The 1,830-nt window shown below is 38.0% G+C and carries 1 protein-coding gene; it reads left to right on the top strand.

The annotated features are described in order from the left end of the window. Positions 1 to 355: 355 nt before the first annotated feature. Positions 356 to 1,708 (top strand): pyruvate carboxylase subunit B, encoded by a 1,353-nt coding sequence (locus QZ334_RS08220; protein ID WP_060924133.1) that lies wholly within the window; start codon positions 356 to 358, stop codon positions 1,706 to 1,708. The last annotated feature ends 122 nt before the right edge of the window (positions 1,709 to 1,830 follow it).

Here is a 1,830-nt window from a genome sequence, read left to right as displayed (position 1 = left end):
AATAATAACTAAAAATTATTACGAAATAAATTTTTGTTTCTCATTAAAAAGAGCAATTAATAAGAAGAAGATTTGATTAAAAATACACGTTAAACTCTAGCTTTTTAGCACTTTATTGTGAGTTCCATCACGAAAAAATCATAAAAGAATACATGAAATCATGAGTAAATTGCATAATGTGGTTGTTGACAAAGAATTCTATAAGTAGTCTAATATAAGTATGTCTTAACGATTTGTAGAGTATTTGCCTGTGTGAGCAAGTTCTACAAAAATCGTAAAAAAATAGGTATGAGATAGTTGTGTGGTGGATGTATAAAATTACATACACAAAACTATTTCGATTTGGAGGATTAACATGGCTAAAAAATTAAGAATCTGCGAAACCGTTCTTCGTGACGGTCATCAATCTATTTTGGCAACACGCATGCGTTATGAACAAATGGAACCAGTGCTTGGCCTTTTAGATGAAATTGGTTATGAAGCTCTTGAATGTTGGGGCGGCGCTACTTATGATAGCTGTCTTCGTTTCTTGAATGAAGATCCATGGGAACGCCTTCGCAAATTAAAAGCTAATGTAAAAAATACACCACTACAAATGTTACTTCGTGGCCAAAACTTGTTGGGCTACAAACATTACTCTGATGATGTAGTGGAAGCATTCTGTAAAGCTGCTGTAAAAAATGGTATTGACCGTATCCGTATTTTCGACGCATTGAACGACCCTCGTAACATGGAAGCTGCTATTAAATATTCCAAAAAAGCAGGCGCACACGTTCAATCCGCAATGGTATACACTATTTCTCCAGTTCATACAACTGAAAGCTTCTTGAAAGTAGCTGAAACATTGGTAGAAATGGGTACTGATTCCCTTTGTATCAAAGATATGTCCGGTTTGTTAGGACCTGCTGATGCATATGATTTGGTTTCCACATTCAAAAAACGTTTTGGTGAATTGCCAATCGACTTGCACAGCCATTTCACTTGCGGTCTTGCAAGCACTACATACTGGGAAGCTGCTAAAGCTGGCGTAGATATCATCGATACTGCTATCTCTCCATTCGCTCATGCAACTAGCCAACCAGCTACTGAAACTATGATCGAAATGTTCAAAGGTACTGAATGGGATCTTGGTCTTGACCTTGATAAATACATTCCATTAGTTGACCACTTCCGTAAAGTAAAACAACAAATCGCTGAAGAATTCAACTTGAAACCAGCTAGCGATGTAATTCCAGCTGTTCGTCGTTACCAAATTCCTGGCGGTATGTTGTCCAATACTCAAAACCAATTGAACGAAATGGGTATGGGCGATCGCTTCTTCGACGTTATGGATGAAATGCCACGCGTTCGTGAAGACTTGGGTTACCCTCCATTGGTAACTCCAACATCCCAAATCGTTGGTACAATGGCTATGATGAACGTTATGATGGGCGACCGTTACAAAATGGTTCCTAACGAAGTTAAAGACCTTGTACGCGGTAAATATGGTGCGTTGCCTGGTAAAATTTCTGACGAAATTCGTCACACTATCATTGGTGATGAAGAACCAATCACTTGCCGTCCAGCAGATCTTATCGAACCTGAATTGGAAGGTTACCGTCAAGATTTAGCTTCTAAAGGCTACAATGGTATCACTGACGAAGACGTATTGACTTACGCTATGTTCCCAGAAGTTGCTATTAACTTCTTCGATGCAAATCGTCGTTAATTCAAATATTAAAAGAGGATTCCTTAGGAATCCTCTTTTTTATGTTTAAAAAGTATTCATCAGCTCTTGTGTCTGATGTCCCAAAAACTACTCATATCATATTAGGATTAATTACCCGGATG

Source organism: Veillonella sp. (assembly GCF_019414865.1).
Lineage (GTDB): Bacteria > Bacillota > Negativicutes > Veillonellales > Veillonellaceae > Veillonella.
Note: the sequence above shows the minus strand (reverse complement) of the source record. Positions and strands in the feature narration are given on the sequence as shown.